Origin of the sequence: Collinsella sp. AM18-10, assembly GCF_003471585.1 — a bacterium.
GTDB lineage: Bacteria > Actinomycetota > Coriobacteriia > Coriobacteriales > Coriobacteriaceae > Collinsella.
In genome coordinates this window covers 1-17,351 of record NZ_QRJO01000010.1, presented here as the reverse complement: position 1 = coordinate 17,351, position 17,351 = coordinate 1, and the positions used below count along the sequence as shown (strand labels likewise).

The following is a 17,351-nucleotide window of genomic DNA, read 5'->3' as shown; positions in this document are numbered from 1 at the left end:
TCAACGTGTTTTCGTATATTAAGCGCCATTGGCCTGTCTACGTGATTTTGACCTTGATTGCCATTGCGTTAGGGTTTGGAGCTGCCTACATCGTGGGCGCGAAGGGCTCGACCCCCGCCTCCGCAATCAGCGAAGAGGTGGAGCAAGAACAGAGCACGGGTGCCGATGGGATTCCTGAGTCCGAGCAGGCAATCGTTGATGGTGGATCTTCGTCTGCAGAGTAGATGCGGCGATTTAAATGATTGAAAGCGGGCGAGCCGGGGGACTGGCTCGCCCGCTTTTTCATCGCTCTAGCGCTTCTTTGGGATTGACCTAAGGCGAGCGAACCATAGGGCTGCGGCACCCGAGGTCAGGAGCGCGGTGATGCAAGCGGCGATGGGAGCTGATCCTGTTGCCGGTAGGTCCTGCGGTAGGGTACAGCGTTGAATGACACTGTCCTCGTCATGTGACTCAAGTTTATCGCCGCCGCCGTTGCGGCAAAGATCGACGCGTGCGCTGTTGGTGAGTGCAGTTTGGGGTGTGTAAGCCGACGTTGCCTGCATGTGCACGACTGCGCCTCGGGCATCCGAGTTAAGGGCCGCCTTGGCATCGTCAAGATCGTCGTGTTCGTCTTTAAGGTCATCCCGGGTCCAAGAGCCCGCCTCGCTTCTGGTCGTAAAGTCGGCGGCTGCCGCACCGTATTCAAAACGGATGCCCGTGATGACGGCGTCGTCTGTAAGATCGATATCTTTCGTATCGAGCGTGACGGACTCTGCCGTCGGGATATCCGCTTTCCATAGGTGCCACCCGTCGTAATCGACGAGACGCACATCGTCGCCCAGCAGCTTTGTAACCTCTTCCGTTTCGAGCCAAGGATTGCTGTGCCCGTCGTCAAGCGTTGCATTGACCTGCTTTTCCGTATCGCTTGTTCCTGCCGGTGACGTTCGATACCACACGTTGCACAGCCCGTTTAGATCACCGACCGCAATAGGGGTTTCAACGGCAACAAGTTTCGCTGCGCCATCTTTGGCGCACTCAAGGTCGTCGGTGATGGTCAACTCGTCGACCCAGGTGCTCGACTCATTTTTGGCGTCGATGGTATAGGAGAAGGCGCCTTGCGTATTGGCCCGTGCTTTGGCTCGGTTTTTTCCGTCGCCGTTGGCAACGAGTTTGCTTGTGACTGGCTGTGCAATCTCTTGGCGCTTATCGACGCTTCCCCTGATCTCGATGGGGGTATCCTTCATGGCTATGGTTTGAACTTCTCCCGTGGCCTTTACTTCAAACGTTATCTCTTCAGCAAGGTCGTAGGTACGCGGAGACATCGTTTCGCGCAGGGTGTAGGTGCCGGGTGAAAGGTGCTCAATGTGATGCGGTTTGCCGGATGAAGTCCAAGAATCGATTTCGTTGCCATTGGAGTCGCAGAGGACAAGCTCGGCGCCTGTCACTTTCTGGCCTCCGCATGCGTCGACTTTGGAGACATCGATCTTGGTGTAGTCGTTGGAAACGTCAAGGTGCATTTCGATCACGGGCGTTTGCTGGTCAGCGTACGACAACTTCACAGTATGTGGGGTTGGGTTGAGCAGATAGCCTTCGGGCGCTTGTGTCTCGACGACCTCGTAGGTGGCGGTACCGCATCCCAGCGAAAGATGGTCGACTCGCGCATACCCCCGTTCGTCGGTTGTAACGGTGGCGACGGTTTCGCCATCCAGGGCGACGATGCTGTCGTCGGTTCGCACGATGTCGCCGCTAGCGCGGATGTCAAACGTGGCTCCAGCGAGGGTGCGCCCATCTACAGCATCCGTCTTAATGATTTCGATGCTTCCGGTTGCGACGTCGTCATAGAACGAGGCGACGGCGACCGGTGTCAGATTTCTGTCGGCGGGAATCGTTATCTCCAGGTCTTCTCCGCGCAGATACGGTTCCTTGGCCGATGTCTCGTGCACGTAGTATGTTCCGGGATTAAGTGATTCGGGCAGCGTGACGGCGCCGGTTGTATCGGTTGTGAAGGTATTCATTACATTGTGGGCCGGATACCAACATGTTTGCGAGACGGGCTCGTGGTGGCTGTCGAGCAGCTGGAACGTAAAGCCGGCAAGTGGTACGGTGCCGCCGGTCTGAGCATCGCGCTTTACGATTTGAAGGTGTGTCGATAGGGCGTGGTTGTCAATGATGTACTGAAGCTCGGCGCCGTCTGCGGTCTGCTCCGCCGTGATGGTCCATTCCCCTGCTTGCTTAAATCCTTCAGGGACCGTTTCTACGACCTCGCGAACGGTGTAGCCCGCGCGGTCGTAGGGAATGGCACCGTGAGCGCCGGCGGGTCGCTTGCCTGCTCCAAACCACGCTTCGGGCTGGTCTTTGGTGGAGGCAAAGCCGTAAACGTTTGTGGTCAACGTGCCGACGACTTGTTGGGAGCTATTGCTGACAACTTCAAAAACGACGCCTCCCGCCGGCTGCTCAAGGCCGGACTCATCGTTATCGCCATGGTCCTTAAACTTCGAGATTTCAAGGTCAAAGGCGATGGGGGTGTTGGGAATACGGATTTCGAGCTCAACGATGCCCGTATCTCCGAGCTGCTCGGCACCGACGGTGTAGCTCCAACAGTCGTTTGAAATCAGGTAGCCCTCGGGTGCTTTCGATTCATAGATGGTAAAGGTGCCCAGAGGAACGTCATTGAGGATCGCCCGTCCGTTTTCGTCGGTCGTAAGGGTGCGAGTCCAGCCGGGAGTTGATTGCGAGACGCAGGTGAATTCAGCGCCCGCAAGCGACGCCCCAACTTGGGCGCCGGCATCCGTGGCGGCATCGATTTTTGCAATACGCAAAGTGATGGTGCCGGGCTGCTCGTTGACGGTGACATGTCCGCCGCTGTTTTGTGTGGTGAAGGCTATTCGGTCGCCTCGAGGGATATAGCCTGCCGGGGCTTTGGTTTCGACCAGGTAATATGCCGTATTGGGCAAAAGCGTTGCTTGTGCACGCCCGTTTTCGTCCATCTGGATAGTGCCGACACGTGCATCGCTCGCACTTTCAAAGATATCGAAGGTTGCGCCACCGAGTCTGTAGGTGCCGTTACCGGCGGTGATGTCAGCCTGGGACGATTGTTTTTGGAAAGATACGGAGACGGCGGGCAAAACATAGAGCATGTCCTGGTGTCGACCCTCGCTCGAGACCGGTCCGTGATAACGCCTGGCTCGATGTGGGGCCGCCTTAATGGATCCGGACTTAGCGCTGTCGTAGAGCCAACGTGCAGCCGCTACGGCTTCGGCGTTTTCGTAAAACCTACCGCTCCTGGCAACTCCCTTGCTATTTGTATACGAATAGGTGCCGTCGGCGCGCGTGGTTCCGTTGAGCATCCACACGGCAATCTGGGTGGCGGCACGGGCGAGATCGGGCGACAGATTGTGGCCGCCAAAGGATGTACTGGAGGGGTATCCGTGACAGACGATGGCGGCAAATTCGTCATCGAGCCATGTCCAGCCCTGGTCATATGTGCGCCATGGTCCTCCCGGCTTGCTGGGACCGGGGCAGTCTTGATTCATGCAGTACGAAATCGAAGTGTCCTGTGCCTCGTATTTACCGACACCGAAGGGGCCGCAACCGTCGCTTATGGTGCGGAAATTAAGGGCGTCACTCCCGTCGACGGCGAGTGCGGCCCCTGGGGCCAGGCAGCCGATCAGAAAAAAGAGGAGCAGGAGCAGCGGACCTGTTGCGATTGCGCTGTGGACAGAGTGCGTGGGTGCGTTGGACATGGCTGCTCCTTATCCCTCGTGCGCCGCACGGGGAGGCCGCGGCGCTTGGGATGAGGCTACCGTCATGGTTCATGCGGGTAAGTACCAGAAGCTGACCAAAAGCTTGCCCGATTTCTGACAAATCGAGCTCAAATACAACAATTAGATAAAGGCGCAGGTAAAAGATAGTAAGGAAAGAAAGACAAAGGTCCTCATCTCCACAATTGGCGCAGTTTTCAAACAACTCTCCACAGCTAAAACAAGCATCGACACCCTTGTATCGAACAAGACAACCGCGTTATACTAGCCAACACACAAGCGGGCATCGCCAAGTGGTAAGGCATCAGCTTCCCAAGCTGACACTCGCGGGTTCGAGTCCCGTTGCCCGCTCCAGTAAAAAGCACAAGCACGGTACCATCACGGTGCCGTGCTTTTTTCAATAAAGTGCCGGGACTCGAACCCGCCAGGGTGCGAGCGTTAAATAAACGCGAAGCGTTTATAGCGAGCAGGCAAGGTCGCCGATAGGCGACCGCAGCCGGTGCGGATTTGCGAAGCAAATACGCGGATGTCCCGTTGCCCGCTCCATCGACCAGGGCGGATTTTGGGAAAAGCGGATTCAACCGACGTTAACGCCGCTTCCCCGGACCGGGACATGCCGCCTGAAGCCGGTGCGGATTTGCGAAGCAAATACGCGGATGTCCCGTTGCCCGCTCCACCGAGCACGGGAGACCTCGGGAGCGTCGGATTCAACCCATTTTGCCCGCGCATGGGCGTAGGTCCGGGTGTGTCGCCGCAGCCGGTGCGGATTTGCAAAGCAAATACGCGGACGTCCTCATGGCCGCTCTTGCGGCAAAATGTTAGGTTAATGCCTGCAGCCCATACTCGCACCCGCGCACGGTACAATGGTTGGGTTACGACCAACGTGCCAATAGCCAAAAAGGAGCCGCTATGATCGATCGCTATACCCGCCCGGAGATGGGACACATCTTCTCCCTCGAGAACAAGTACGCCATTTGGCAGGAGATTGAGGTCCTGGCCTGCGAGGCTCAGGCGGAGCTCGGCAAGATCGGTATTTCCAAAGAAGAGGCCCAGTGGATCCGCGATCACGCCAACTTTGAGAAGGCAAAGGTCGATGAGATCGAGGAGGTCACGCGCCACGATGTCATCGCCTTCCTGACCAACATGAAGGAATATATCGACGCCGATGTTCCCGAGGGCGAGCCCAAGCCTAGCCGCTGGGTTCACTACGGTATGACCAGCTCCGACCTGGGTGATACGGCTCTGTGCTATCAGCTTACTCAGGCGTGTGACCTGATTATCGAGGACGTCAAGAAGCTCGGCGTGATCTGCAAGCGCCGCGCCTTCGAGGAGCGCAATACGCTCTGCGCCGGCCGCACCCACGGCATTCATGCCGAGCCGATGACCTTCGGTATGAAGTTCGGCTCTTGGGCGTGGGAGCTCAAGCGCGATCTCGATCGTCTTGAGGACGCTCGCAAGAATGTTGCCTTCGGTGCCATCTCCGGTGCCGTCGGCACCTACAGCTCCATCGAGCCGTTCGTCGAGGAGTACGTTTGCGAGCACTTGGGCCTGGTCCACGATCCGCTGTCCACGCAGGTCATCAGCCGCGATCACCATGCCTACCTTGCCGGCGTGCTTGCCACTACGGCGGCCACCTGCGAGCGCATCGCGACCGAGGTCCGCAACCTGCAGAAGACCGATACGCTCGAGGCCGAGGAGCCCTTCCGCAAGGGCCAAAAGGGCAGCTCCGCCATGCCGCACAAGCGCAACCCCATCACCATGGAGAAGGTCTGCGGCCTGTCGCGCGTCGTGAAGTCCAACGCCCAGGTCGCCTTTGACAACGTCGCCCTGTGGCACGAGCGCGACATTTCGCACTCCTCTGCCGAGCGCGTCGCCCAGGCAGATAGCTTCATCGCTCTTGACCATATGTTCCAGTGCCTCATTCGTGTTATCGACGGCTTGCAGCTGTATCCGGCTCGCATGATGGCCAACCTCAACAAGACTCGCGGCCTCATCTTCTCCTCCAAGGTCCTGCTGGCCCTCGTCGATACGGGCATCACCCGCGAGGATGCCTATGCTATCGTGCAGGAAAACGCCATGGCTACCTGGCACGAGGTGCAGGATTGTGTCTCCGGCCCCACCTTTAAGGAGCGTCTCGAGGCCGATCCGCGCTGCACCGTCAGCCAGGAGAAGCTCGACGAGATCTTCGATCCGTGGGACTTCCTCACCCGCATCGACACGGTCTTCGATCGCCTGGAGCAGCTGAGCTTCGAGTAGGGTTAACCTAATTCGACCGCTTGCGGATGCATTTCAACCTTTGGCGCCTTGCCCGTCTTGGGCGAGGCGCTTTTTTTACTGTCGCCCATGCGCCCGGGTAATAAAATGAACTCCGACTGCTGTTTCGATGAAAGGGGGCACGTGCCCAGACGCATCAAGCGGGCCACCATCGTCTCGTTTACGCTCATACTCCTTGTTGCCGTCTGTGCGGGCGCCCTGACGTATACCGTTCGAAGCAGTTCTTCCTCCTCGAATGAAGCCGATAGAGATCTCCCGGTGCTCAAAATCGGCGTTACGGATAACGACCCCTATGTGTATGTCGATACCACGGGCGATTACGCCGGTATCGATATCGACATCGCCCGCGAGGCCTGCAAGCGTGCGGGGCTCAAGCCACAGTTTGTCGATATTGACTGGAACGATCGCGACCGGCTGCTCAAAAACGGTGATATCGATTGCCTGTGGTGTGACTATTCTCCCTGTTATCGCGAGGATAAGTATTACTGGACCGAGCCGTATCTAACCGTGACGGTCTCGGTTGCCGCCAAGAAAACGAGTGGCATCAAGTCCTTGGCACATCTCGATGGAAGTAAGACCATTGCGGTGATTGCGGGTTCGGTGAGTGAACGCCGATTGCTTGCGGGGGATCTGGGGGTCTCGTCGGACGTTCAAATCAAATCATATGGCTCTGCCGAACTCTGCAAAGCCGCTCTAGTCAAAGGGTACGTTGACTGCTGGATGGCGGATGTCCAGTCGCTTGACCGACTCGTTGCTCAGTATCCCGGCGTTTACCGTGTGTTTGCCGACAATGTTATGACGGTTGACCTGGGCGTCGCGTTTGATGACAGCTATGAAGGATCGGTCGTAAAGGATCTCAATACCGCGCTGTTCGATATGGATCGAGATGGCACGATTGACCGTATTGTGGGCAATTACAAGACAGGAGCGACGACGGGCGGGCAAGGAGGAAATTCATGACAACTGATGAGCACCGCATGAGTCGAAAGACTCTGAACGTCATAGCTGCCAGCGTTATTGTCAGCGCCGTCTTGTTGGGCCTGTTGTATACGGTTGGAACCCATCGCTGCCTCGAAAAAACGCTTGGGTTTGGCCAAGAAACCATGGTGTTTTTGGAGAACGCTTGCGAAAAATATGACCGCTACGAACAGGGGAGAAAAACCGAGGCGACGCACGATTTGCTCGCCGCGGTCGAATCGTTTGCGACGTTCCTGTCCTCTGATCGCGTTGAGGTTAACGACGATCTTATCGAGCAATTTGTCCATGCCGAGAACCTTTCGGGGCTGATGGTCATGGACTCCGATGGCCATATGGCTGCCCACTACGACATCGATGGTCGCGATCCGCTCATGTTGTGGCGAGATGAGTTGGCCTGTTCGCCGGTCGCATCGATGTATCAAGGTTCCAAAGTGACCTACTCAACTGTCGATGAGCGCCGTGGTGTCGTTTTTGCCGTCTGTGCTGTTCCGTATGGCGACGGCGTTGCCCTGGCATACCGCTCACTTGTTTCCGATACGGCGGACGACTATTCATATGCCATAGCCGACGTGCTTTCGAACAGTACCTTCCACCAGGGTCCCACGGTGCTTGTTATGGAGGATGCGGAGATTGTCTCATCCAACAGTGCCGATGCTGACGTGTCGCTCGCCCGACTCCTCACCAGCGTAGGAGTTGAGTGGAAAGACGACGGCCTAACGCGCATCGAATATCGAGGAGACGAATGGTATGCCGTGCGTGCGGCATATAAGGACTACCGCCTGTTTGCGCTATATCCCAAATCTGAGGTCATGTCTGACAGGATTTCATTTGTCGCCGTCGGCGTCTTGGTGTATCTTGCGTTTTGGGTCGTGGTGCTGTTGGCTCGAAATATCGTTGACCACCGCAATTTGGTCGAAAAGGATAAACAGCTCGGCATTATCAATGCCATAAGCGCCATCTACGATTCGACCTTCCTTTTGCATCTCGACACCCTCGAGATCGAGGGGATCAATATGTCGCCGGCGATAGCGAAGATATTTGCCGAGCACAGCGAGGCATATGACTTTATGGACACGGTCTGCCGGGATATCGTGAGCCCCGAAAGCCGCGAAGCGGTTGTGGGACTCGTAGATATAAGTTCGCTTCGTGAACGTATGGAGGGCGTACCGTACTTGGCTGCCGAGGTGCGAGATTGTCGAGGCGCTTGGTACTCGCTACAGGTTGTCCCCCAGCATCGCGATGAGCAAGGCCGGCTGGAGTCGGTCGTCGTGGCGACGCACAACATATCGATGGTCAAGCATGCCGAGGAGCTGTCATATCAAGACAAACTGACGGGGCTTCGCAACCGCAACTATCTTGAATCGCGCGGAGATAGCCTGGTAAACGAGGACTTGCCCGTGAGCGTGATTATGTTGGACTGCAATTATCTCAAGCGGACCAACGACATCTATGGTCACGAGATGGGGGATGAACTGCTGCGACGGACGGCGTCCGTGCTGCGGCGGGTGGCTGGTGCGGATTATCTGCCGATGCGCCTTGGCGGCGACGAGTTTTTGCTGGTTTGCCCCCATACTGACAACGAGTCTGCGCTCGGGCTGGAACAGGATCTTCGTCTCGGTCTTGCCGCGGTAAGCGATGAGGCCCTGACGGTCAGCGCATCGATTGGCGTGGCGACCGTCGAGACGGCTGGAAATACGCTGGCCGATGTATATCGTGTCGCCGACCACAATATGTATCGGGAGAAGCGCACGGTCCACGCACAGGGTGCGGACTGCTAATCTTGCCCCCGCGAGTCCATGCATCGTAGGATGTTGAATCGGTGCTTGCGATAATAAGTCGGCCCAGGCGGGGATAATAGACGTCTGAAATTTCTTTCTGAGAGGGGATCTCAATGATTAGTTTTGACTACAAGCCGCAGGGTGTATGCTCTCGCAATATTCACCTCAATCTCTCTGACGATGGCAGCAAGGTGCTGGGCGTTGAGTTTACCGGCGGCTGTGACGGCAATCTCAAGGCAATCTCCAAGTTAGTCGAGGGTGCTCCTGCCGATCGCGTAATCGAGGTTCTCGCCGGTAATACCTGCGGTATGAAAAAGACCTCTTGCGCCGATCAGCTTACGCGCGCTATCGAGGCCGCTCGCGCCGAGATCGCCTAATGGGTATCGCCGACCACATCAAGAATGGAATATCGCGCCGTGGCTTTGTGCTCGGCGGTGCTGCCGCGGGCGCTGCCACGGTGCTTGCCGGTTGCTCGAAAAAAACGGGCACCAGCGACGATGCCGCCGGCGAGCCGCAGGTTATCAAGGACGATTCGAAGATTGTCTCGATCACTGATGAGTACGAAGCTGTTGATATCGATCTTGAGCCGGCGGCGTCGTGGACGCTGCCGCTGGGCACGCTGCTGTACTACTGCGATGGCGACTACGCCGCCGCGATGATGGCGCCTGCTTCTGCCCTGCATGCCAATACGCTTGGTGTGCTCAACCTGGGCGATGGCTCGCTTACCACACTTATCGAGGATCCCGTTGAGGGAACCGGTTATGCGTTTTACGACGTTCGCGCGGGTGATGGCGTGTTCGCGTGGGTCGAGATGAACTTTGCCAATGCGTCTTGGAAACTCTATGCGCAAAACCTTGCAGGCTCCTCCCTTACCGGCAACGCTGTCGAGCTCGATCGCGGTGGCGAAAATTACGATCCGCCGCTCTTCACAGCGTATGGGTCGTCGGTCATCTGGTATAAGATGCCCTCGTCCGGCGGCAGCAAGACGAGTAACGATTCGTACTGCTACCGTCAGTCGCCCAGCGAGTCCAAGCCTGAGACTATTTGGAAGTCGACGGGCCGCTTCGCATCCGCCCCGCGTGTGAGCGACGGCATCCTGACCATCTCGCCCCGCGTGCACAATGATGAGGGCGTCTATTACGGTATGACGGCGATCGACCTGACTGACGGCAACAATACGAAGCGAGCTCAGCTGGTGCTTCCTTCGTCGGTTTCGCCTTTCGAGGCCGTGTATATGGGCGACACCTTCGTGTTCTCCATTGAGGCGACGTATAACGGTGTGGGTAGCCTGGGCAATATGGGCACCTATATCGGTAACGAGGGCGGGCCGTACCTCTTCCTTTCGCGTGAGCCGCTCGCGTGCGTTGCGGGAAGGAAAAATAAATACCTGGTTAAAGTCCAGGCGTCGCATTTTTTGATTGACACTTCGGCTAAGACCTACGGCTCGCTTCTGTCGCCCGACCGAGCCCTGGAGTATGGCGATTATCCAGCTACGGCGGGAAAATCGGACTCATTCCTTACGTACGCCACGGTGCGCAACAGCCAGGGTATACCCGAGACGGTCACCGCACGCCTATTCTCTCTTTAAGCTTAGAGGGGTTAAAAAGGCGCCAACAGGGGAATAAACGCGTTGTAATTGTGAGTACCGCCCGCCGAGCTGCCGCGTCATAGTGGCATCCGGCGGGCTCAGGTGCGTTAAAATGGGCTTGTTCTTAGCTGATTGAGACAGGGGGGCCGTGTTATGGCTTCAGATGCAAAAAAGATTCTGCTGGTCGAGGATGAGAAGGCAATCCGTGACGCCGTCGCTGCCTATCTCGAGCGCGAAGGCTACTGGGTTGTGGGTGTCGGCGACGGCCAGTCCGCGATCGAGGAGTTCGAGAAGCATCAGTTTGACCTGGTCGTGCTCGACCTTATGCTCCCCAAGATCCCCGGCGAGCGCGTTTGCCGCACCATTCGCGATACCTCGGATGTCCCCATCATCATGCTGACTGCCAAGGGCGAGATCGAGGACCGTATTATCGGTCTTGAGCTCGGCGCCGACGACTATCTGATCAAGCCGTTCTCGCCGCGCGAGCTTGTCGCGCGCGTACGCGCCTTGTTCCGCCGTGCCCATCAGGCCGACGAGCCAGCCGTCGAGGTACTCGACTTCGGCGATCTGGTCATCGATATCTCGGGCCACAAGATTTTGGTCGAGGGCAAGGAAGTCGACCTGACGGCTTCCGAGTTTAAGCTGCTCACCACGCTTGCCCGTCACCCCGGTCGCGTCTACAACCGCATGGAGCTGGTCGAGAAGGTGCTCGGCTACGACTTTGAGGGCTATGAGCGCACCATCGATAGCCACGTGAAGAACCTTCGCGCCAAGCTGGGCGATGATCCCAAGAAGCCCAAGTGGCTCTACACCGTCCACGGTGTCGGCTATCGCTTCGAGGCTCCGGCCAAGACCGATAAGTCGGACGAGAAATAGGGAAATCACATATGACACCTGCGCGCTTTGAAATCGGACAAAAGCACAAGCAGGAGAGCGAGGCGGGTTCCAAGGCTAGTTGGAACACGCCTCGTTCCGATTCACGGCCAACGATGAGCTATCCCTCGCGCATGGCACTTGCTTTTGCTCTGACATCGCTCATGACGGTATTGGTGCTGGTGGGCGTGGTCTCTGTTGTGTGGGGCACGGTCTTTTCGGATTACACGCGCTCCAATATCGTCGAGATCGCCAATTCTGCTGCCGAAAAGCTTGCGACGTCGTATGAGGAAAACGGCAATTGGACTGCGGGCGAGCTGCGCACGGTCGCGACATCGAGTCTGGTGTCCGACGATCTTGGCATGCAGGTCGTCAACAAAAAGGGCGTTGTCGTCTATGACGACTCATGGCCTTCGGCAAGCGCGACCGCCGATGTACGCGAGAGTGAATCGCCGTCGAGCAGCTCGAGCGGGAAAAAAGCATCGCATAGTCCAGTCTCGTCGGCTCCCACCGGCTCCGATAGCGTTGCCAACGTCGAAATCATAACGTCTTCCGGGGAGCATGTCGGACAGGTAAAGCTGTGGGCGATTGGCTCCGATGCCCTGCTCACCAAGGCAGACTCAGCATTCAGAGAAAAGACCTTTAATGCCATGGCCCTTGCTGCGGTTGTGGCCGTCTGCATCTCGGTCGTTATCGGATCACTCGTGTCGCGCATGCTCACCAAGCCGATTCATCGTATTACCAGCACCGCCAAGCAGATCCGCGATGGAGACCTGTCCGCTCGTACGGGCTTGCGCGGCGATGATGAGATCGATCAGCTGGGAGAGACCTTCGACGAGATGGCCACCTCACTCGAAAAGGACATGAAGCACGAGAAGCGCCTGACTTCCGATGTGGCTCATGAGCTGCGCACGCCGCTCATGGCCATGCTTGCAACGGTCGAGGCCATGCAAGACGGTGTGTATCCCACCGACGACGAGCATCTGGAGACGGTCGCTTCCGAGACGCGCCGCCTGGCCCGTCTGGTGCAGCAGATGCTCGACCTGTCGCGCATGGAAAACAGTACCGCGCCGCTCAACCTGGAGCCGGTGGACATGGTGCCGTTTGTGCGTTCGATTGTGAATGGCCAGGAGCGACTGTTTGCCGATCGTGACCTGCGCTTGCGCTTTGCGGATGAGACGCAGGGCCACGATGACGTTGTCGAGGCAGATCCCGACATGATCACGCAATGCGTCATCAACCTTTTGAGTAACGCCATGCGCTATACCCCCGAGGGGGGTTGGGTCGTGGTGTCGGTGCTCAGTGACCGCAAGCACGTCGATATCGCGGTTTCGGATACGGGCATCGGTATCGCCAAGGATGATTTGTCGCGCATCTTCGGTCGTTTTTGGCGTGCCGACGCCAGCCGCGCCCGCGAAGCGGGTGGCCTGGGCGTGGGTCTCGCCGTGACTAAACAGATCGTCGAGCGCCATCATGGCTACATTTCCGTGGAGTCGGAGCTTGGAAAGGGTACGACTTTTACGATTCATCTGCCTCGCGAGCACACGGCGGACGCGGCATCTACTACAATGGAGCACTAGCTTTTCGCTATTCGGTGAAGGAGGGGTTTCGTCCCTGCCGCTCCGAGTTTGCGAAAACGTGCGGGAAAGAACCCGCATTACTGTCGTATTTTGGTAAGGAGTGACTCACGTGACAACGATGGAGCGTCGTCCGGATTCCCGTGGCAAGGTTCGTGATATCTACGATGCCGGTGAAAACCTGCTGATGGTCGCCACCGACCGCATTTCTGCGTTCGACTTCATTCTTCCCGACGAGATTCCGTTTAAGGGAGAGGTGCTCAACCGCATCTCGGCATTCTGGTTCGATAAGTTTGCCGACATCGTTCCCAACCACCTCGTTTCCATCGACCCGGCGGATTTCCCCGAGGAGTTTGCCGAGTATCGTGACTACCTCGCAGGCCGCGCCATGCTGGTCAAGAAGGCCCAGACGATTCCTATCGAGTGCATCGTCCGCGGCTATCTGACCGGTTCGGGCAAGAAGACCTATGACGAGAACGGTACCGTCTGCGGCATTCAGCTGCCCGAGGGTCTGACCGAGGCCTCCAAGCTTCCCGAGCCGCTGTTCACGCCGTCCACGAAGGCCGAGATCGGCGACCACGACGAGAACATTTCGTTCGAGCGTTGCTGCGAGATCGTGGGCGAGGACATCGCCGCGCAGATTCGCGACCTGTCCCTCAAGATTTACAAGGCCGCTGCCGAGTATGCCGCGACTCGAGGCATCATCATCGCCGACACCAAGTTCGAGTTTGGTGTCATCGATGGTAAGGTTACGCTGATCGACGAGTGCCTCACGCCCGACTCCAGCCGTTTCTGGCCTGCCGCCAGCTACGAGGAGGGCAAGATTCAGCCCAGCTACGACAAACAATTCGTCCGCAATTGGCTCAAGGCCAACTGGGATATGACGGGGGAGACCCCGCACCTGCCCGCCGAGGTCATCGATGGCACGTCCGAGCGCTATCGCGAGGCCTTCCAAATCATCACGGGCTCCCAGTTCACAAGCATGAAGGAGAACGCGTAAGTGAGTACCCGCAGCGCCACGAACAAGCGCACGCAATCCCGCGAGGTTACCGGGGTTGCGCGCAAGTCCGCCGCATCCGCTAAGCCCGCCCGTCAGGCAGCGAGCTCTGTTCACGTCGTGCCGGCATCATCCAAGGCACGCCGTAAAGAGCTCGAGAAGGGCGAAAACCTGGAAGGCCTTTCCAAGGAGGAAAAGCGCGCCCGCAAGGCCAAACAGCGCGCCCGCGAGGATCGCATCTACACGGTGTCGAATATCCTTCTCAAGCAGGATGAGGACTACACCAAGCGCCGCCGTATTTGGTGGGCCGTGCTCGCTATCGGCATGGTGTTCATCGTGGCAATTTGGGTTTCGTTCTACTTCGTTCCCGGCGGCACGGTGTCCAGTCCTGTTCAGATGGTTGGCATCGTTGTGTCCTATGTCATCATCCTAGGTGACTTTATCTATGACTTCGCTCGTATTCGTCCCTTGCGCAACATGTACCGCGCGCAGGCCGAAGGCATGTCCGAGAATAAGCTCAACGCTCTTATCGAGCGCGCAGCTGCCGAGGAGGACAAAAAGGACTCCAAGAAGAAGTAGCGTTTGCATGCATACTTATCGCTAAGATATAAGGCGCGTCGTTTTTGCGGCGCGCCTTTTTACTGTTCTATAGATAGATGGAGTGGCACATGATTCGAGCTGCCCTGACGGTCGAAGAGGCTCTGGAGGGTATGAAGGCCCTGGAGCCCAAGATTAAAAACTACGCGCGCCTGATTGTTCGCAAGGGCGTAAACGTCAAGCCCGGCCAGGAGGTTGTCGTTCAGTCTCCGGTTGAGTGCGCGCCGTTTGCGCGCGTGGTGGTCGCGGAGGCTTATGCCGCCGGTGCCGGTCACGTGACGGTTATTTGGGCTGACGATGCCGTGACAAGGCTTACGTACGAGCATGTCGATAAAAGCTATTTTGAGCAGACGCCCGAGTGGAAGCGCATGCAGCTGGATTCGTTGGCCCAGGACGGCGCCTGCTTTATCTTTATCGAGGGTGCGGACCCAGCGGCTCTGAAGGGCATTGACCCCGCCAAGCCCGCCGCGGCTTCCAAGGCAAGGAATACGCAGTGCAAGGTCTTCCGCCGTGGGCTGGACTACAACATCAACCCGTGGTGCATCGCCGGCGCGCCGGTCGTTGCCTGGGCTCGCGAGGTGTTCTCGGGCGATGCGGATGAGGTTGCGATCTATAAACTATGGAATGCGATTCTGCACACCGCTCGTGCCGATGGCCAGGACCCGGAGAGCGACTGGGAACTCCATGACGCCGCGTTCGAAAAGAACCTGCGTTTCCTGAACGACAATCGTTTTGACCGCCTGCATTACACCGCGGAAAATGGAACCGATCTGACGATTGGCATGACGAAGGGTCACGAGTGGGCCGGCGGCAAGGGCAAGACGCCCGATGGACACCCCTTCTTCCCCAACATTCCCACCGAGGAAGTCTTCACCTCGCCTGATCGTATGCGCGCCGACGGTATCGTGTACTCGGCCATGCCGCTCATTCACCACGGTAACAAGGTCGACGATTTTTGGATTAAGTTCGAGGCCGGCCGCGTGGCGGACTACGATGCCCGCGTGGGCAAGGCGACGCTTGCGAGCATCATTGACACCGATGAAGGTGCCGCTCATCTGGGTGAGGTCGCGCTTATCTCCAAGAACACGCCGATCCGTGAAAGTGGCGTTTTGTTCTATGACACGCTCTATGATGAGAACGCCAGCTGCCATCTCGCGCTAGGTGTCGGTTTCCCCGAATGTATCGAGGGTGGGTATGACATGTCCAAGGAAGAGCTCCTGGAGCATGGCGTTAACGTCTCGAGCACGCACGTCGATTTTATGATTGGCACGGACGACATCGATATTACGGGCATTACGCCTGATGGACGTGAAGTTGTGATTTTCCAGAACGGCCAATGGAGTTGGGAATAGTCCCAGACCGTGGTACAATGCCACCCGCGGGCCGTTAGCTCAGCTGGCAGAGCAGGGGACTTTTAATCCCAAGGTCCAGGGTTCGAACCCCTGACGGCCCACCATAGAATGGAAAAGCGACTGGTGGATGCCGGCCGCTTTTTTGTTGCCGCGACGCGGGTTCGAACCCGAAAGGGCGCGGAGCTGAGTAAACGCGTGAGCGTTTGCCAGCGCAGCGCGCATGGCGCGAAGCGCCGCAGCGGCCGCCTGCGGCGCAGGCTGAACCCCTGACGGCCCACCCAAAGTAAGGAATACGAAATGAAAACAAATAGATACGGAATTAGCGGCAGCACATTAAAGATAATAGCAGCCATTTCGATGGTTCTCGATCATGTAAGCAGGATCGTCCTGACCAATGGAATCATGACTCACGCATCGTACAGTCAGATATCAGACGAACAGTGGGCGATTCTAAGCGAGGCTTCGGATGTGCTTCATGTTCTTGGCAGAATTGCATTTCCCTTATTTTGCTTTTTGATAGTTGAGGGATTTTTGCATACTCATGACATAAAGAAGTACCTGCGAAATATGCTTGTCTTCGCAATCATTGCGGAGCCCATATACGATTTCGTTCAAACCGGGCAACTATTCGACCTTCGGCAACAAAATGTTATGTGTGAGCTCCTGCTTTGCTTGGTCTTCTTGATAATTCTGGAAAAGATACAAAGCCTTTCAAAATGGAAGAGGTACATCGCAGAAACTGCTCTGATTGTTTTGACAGCACTGGCAGCTGAATACACTAAACTAGATGGCGGTGTGTATGGCATTCTGCTTGTGGCTGCATTCTATTTATTCCACGACAGCAAGGCCAAGATGTTCTTTGCTGCAGTATGCGCAGTGCTCCTTTCGTCATGCCATATAGTTGGCGGCGGATTTGAGTTTGCTACAGCTAATATATTTAATCCTGATGTTGCTGCCGCGGTCGTTTCGTTGCTGCTTATCAATCTTTATAATGGCAAGCGAGGGCTGAAGCTCAAATATTTCTTCTACATTTTCTATCCGGCTCATCTTGCTCTGCTTTATGGTGTCTCACTTATTGTTTTGAACTGTCTTTAAAAACTCTCAAACAAGTCTCTGAAAGCAGAACTAAATTGACCCTAAGACTGCTTGTGAATTTCCGGAAGACCTGTGAGATACGAGGATAGACAACGAGGGCTGTAGAAAGATGCTTCGAAAGCATGAATGGCAGCGAGAAAATGAGTTCGGAAGAACCCCTCTGGATGCTCCAGCATAGAATAGAAAGCGATCGGCTCCGGCTGGTCGCTTTTTTGTTACCGATGCACGGTTCGAACCCGAACTTCTATATATAGGAACGCTTGGCGAACAAAACCTGCCTTTTACCGACGGGAAACAAATAACCGATGCTTTTGGAGTAAAGTGGCGCTCCAGAGATGACCGATGCCTCAATATCTATAAACCAGCTGGTCACCGCCAATATCAGAAGCTGATGCTTCAGTTATAACCTCAGTGACGTGACTGAGGGACCTATTCATTTGTGAACAAAATATGGAGTGCGCGATTCCCGCCCCCGGCGCCCCTCCGGTCTGGCAATATATCT

At 56.7% G+C, this 17,351-nt stretch carries 13 protein-coding genes and 2 tRNA genes; 14 read left to right on the top strand and 1 reads right to left on the bottom strand.

From position 1 onward, the window contains the following. The first annotated feature begins 5 nt into the window (after positions 1–5). A complete protein-coding gene (locus tag DW211_RS06965; protein ID WP_022094153.1) occupies positions 6–224 on the top strand; it encodes a hypothetical protein in 219 nt (72 codons plus the stop codon). A 66-nt stretch (positions 225–290) separates the two neighbouring features. Here the strand turns inward: DW211_RS06965 and DW211_RS10405 are convergent, their stop codons facing one another. Continuing rightward, positions 291–3,722 (bottom strand): SpaA isopeptide-forming pilin-related protein, encoded by a 3,432-nt coding sequence (locus DW211_RS10405; RefSeq protein WP_118260003.1) that lies wholly within the window; start codon positions 3,720–3,722, stop codon positions 291–293. 297 nt (positions 3,723–4,019) lie between these two features. Here DW211_RS10405 and DW211_RS06955 point away from each other — a divergent pair. The 13 genes from DW211_RS06955 to DW211_RS06895 all read left to right on the top strand — a co-directional run bounded on the left by DW211_RS06955 (position 4,020) and on the right by DW211_RS06895 (position 16,849). Next, a tRNA-Gly gene (locus DW211_RS06955) sits at positions 4,020–4,094 on the top strand. Positions 4,095–4,649: 555 nt separating this feature from the next. Beyond that, positions 4,650–5,996, top strand: coding sequence for an adenylosuccinate lyase (gene purB / locus DW211_RS06950; RefSeq protein ID WP_117803432.1), 1,347 nt, complete (start codon positions 4,650–4,652; stop codon positions 5,994–5,996). A gap of 141 nt (positions 5,997–6,137) precedes the next feature. Beyond that, positions 6,138–6,974, top strand: a complete 837-nt coding sequence (locus tag DW211_RS06945; protein ID WP_158551316.1) for an ABC transporter substrate-binding protein — start codon at positions 6,138–6,140, stop codon at positions 6,972–6,974. Further along, a complete protein-coding gene (locus DW211_RS06940; protein WP_118260001.1) occupies positions 6,971–8,770 on the top strand; it encodes a GGDEF domain-containing protein in 1,800 nt (599 codons plus the stop codon). The genes DW211_RS06945 and DW211_RS06940 overlap by 4 nt, the downstream gene beginning before the upstream one ends. A 113-nt stretch (positions 8,771–8,883) precedes the next feature. Continuing rightward, positions 8,884–9,147, top strand: coding sequence for a TIGR03905 family TSCPD domain-containing protein (locus tag DW211_RS06935; RefSeq protein ID WP_089572560.1), 264 nt, complete (start codon positions 8,884–8,886; stop codon positions 9,145–9,147). After that, positions 9,147–10,358, top strand: coding sequence for a twin-arginine translocation signal domain-containing protein (locus tag DW211_RS06930; RefSeq protein WP_117646131.1), 1,212 nt, complete (start codon positions 9,147–9,149; stop codon positions 10,356–10,358). Before DW211_RS06935 ends, DW211_RS06930 begins: the two co-directional genes overlap by 1 nt. Before the next feature lie 153 nt (positions 10,359–10,511). After that, the gene (locus DW211_RS06925) at positions 10,512–11,234 is read left to right on the top strand and encodes a response regulator transcription factor (RefSeq protein WP_006236208.1); all 723 of its coding nucleotides are present in this window, start codon (positions 10,512–10,514) and stop codon (positions 11,232–11,234) included. An 11-nt stretch (positions 11,235–11,245) separates the two neighbouring features. After that, entirely contained in the window at positions 11,246–12,811 is a 1,566-nt protein-coding gene (locus tag DW211_RS06920; RefSeq protein ID WP_118259999.1) for a cell wall metabolism sensor histidine kinase WalK, read from the top strand. Between the two features lie 118 nt (positions 12,812–12,929). Continuing rightward, positions 12,930–13,808: a phosphoribosylaminoimidazolesuccinocarboxamide synthase gene (locus tag DW211_RS06915; RefSeq protein WP_117743382.1), complete on the top strand. Its 879-nt coding sequence runs from the start codon at positions 12,930–12,932 to the stop codon at positions 13,806–13,808. After that, the gene (locus tag DW211_RS06910) at positions 13,809–14,384 is read left to right on the top strand and encodes a hypothetical protein (RefSeq protein ID WP_117855538.1); all 576 of its coding nucleotides are present in this window, start codon (positions 13,809–13,811) and stop codon (positions 14,382–14,384) included. An 89-nt stretch (positions 14,385–14,473) separates the two neighbouring features. Then, entirely contained in the window at positions 14,474–15,754 is a 1,281-nt protein-coding gene (locus DW211_RS06905; RefSeq protein ID WP_118259998.1) for an aminopeptidase, read from the top strand. A gap of 28 nt (positions 15,755–15,782) precedes the next feature. Then, positions 15,783–15,858 (top strand) — tRNA-Lys (locus DW211_RS06900). A 193-nt stretch (positions 15,859–16,051) separates the two neighbouring features. Further along, positions 16,052–16,849, top strand: a complete 798-nt coding sequence (locus tag DW211_RS06895; protein ID WP_118259996.1) for a TraX family protein — start codon at positions 16,052–16,054, stop codon at positions 16,847–16,849. Positions 16,850–17,351 lie beyond the last annotated feature (502 nt).

What these genes read in the sequence shown, in the direction of transcription:
- DW211_RS10405 (WP_118260003.1), bottom strand. Translation starts at nt 3,722, where the DNA reads ATGTCCAACGCACCCACGCACTCTGTCCACAGCGCAATCGCAACAGGT.
- purB (WP_117803432.1), top strand. Translation starts at nt 4,650, where the DNA reads ATGATCGATCGCTATACCCGCCCGGAGATGGGACACATCTTCTCCCTC.
- DW211_RS06940 (WP_118260001.1), top strand. Translation starts at nt 6,971, where the DNA reads ATGACAACTGATGAGCACCGCATGAGTCGAAAGACTCTGAACGTCATA.
- DW211_RS06935 (WP_089572560.1), top strand. Translation starts at nt 8,884, where the DNA reads ATGATTAGTTTTGACTACAAGCCGCAGGGTGTATGCTCTCGCAATATT.
- DW211_RS06930 (WP_117646131.1), top strand. Translation starts at nt 9,147, where the DNA reads ATGGGTATCGCCGACCACATCAAGAATGGAATATCGCGCCGTGGCTTT.
- DW211_RS06925 (WP_006236208.1), top strand. Translation starts at nt 10,512, where the DNA reads ATGGCTTCAGATGCAAAAAAGATTCTGCTGGTCGAGGATGAGAAGGCA.
- DW211_RS06920 (WP_118259999.1), top strand. Translation starts at nt 11,246, where the DNA reads ATGACACCTGCGCGCTTTGAAATCGGACAAAAGCACAAGCAGGAGAGC.
- DW211_RS06915 (WP_117743382.1), top strand. Translation starts at nt 12,930, where the DNA reads ATGGAGCGTCGTCCGGATTCCCGTGGCAAGGTTCGTGATATCTACGAT.
- DW211_RS06905 (WP_118259998.1), top strand. Translation starts at nt 14,474, where the DNA reads ATGATTCGAGCTGCCCTGACGGTCGAAGAGGCTCTGGAGGGTATGAAG.
- DW211_RS06895 (WP_118259996.1), top strand. Translation starts at nt 16,052, where the DNA reads ATGAAAACAAATAGATACGGAATTAGCGGCAGCACATTAAAGATAATA.